This is a genomic window from Limosilactobacillus portuensis (assembly GCF_014838735.1).
Taxonomy (GTDB): Bacteria; Bacillota; Bacilli; order Lactobacillales; family Lactobacillaceae; genus Limosilactobacillus; species Limosilactobacillus portuensis.
Map to the genome: position 1 here is coordinate 1 of NZ_JABUXQ010000091.1, position 331 is coordinate 331.

Consider the following 331-nt stretch of genomic DNA (forward strand, 5'->3'; position numbering starts at 1 on the left):
TTCGTTGAGTGAAGCGACTTCTAATGGAAGCACAACGAAAGAAGATGCAAGCACATTTGTATCCACAGTAGATTCATTGAAAGACAAAGCATCAAATAATGGTACACCATCAGAGTTTGCGTCAGCAGTGAAATCAACACACGCATCAGTGAGTGTGTCAGCATCAGAAAGTACATCAGCATCAACATCGACAAGTGAAGCTGTAAGTACAGAAGCAAGCGAATTTGTATCAGCAGTAGACTCATTGAGTCAAGTAACTTCTAATGGAAGCACAACGAAAGAAGATGCAAGCACATTTGTATCCACAGTAGATTCATTGAAAGACAAAGCA

At 40.2% G+C, this 331-nt stretch carries 1 pseudogene; it reads left to right on the forward strand.

The features are described from left to right. Positions 1–331, forward strand: a pseudogene (locus HUK49_RS10700) (hypothetical protein); the annotation flags it as partial.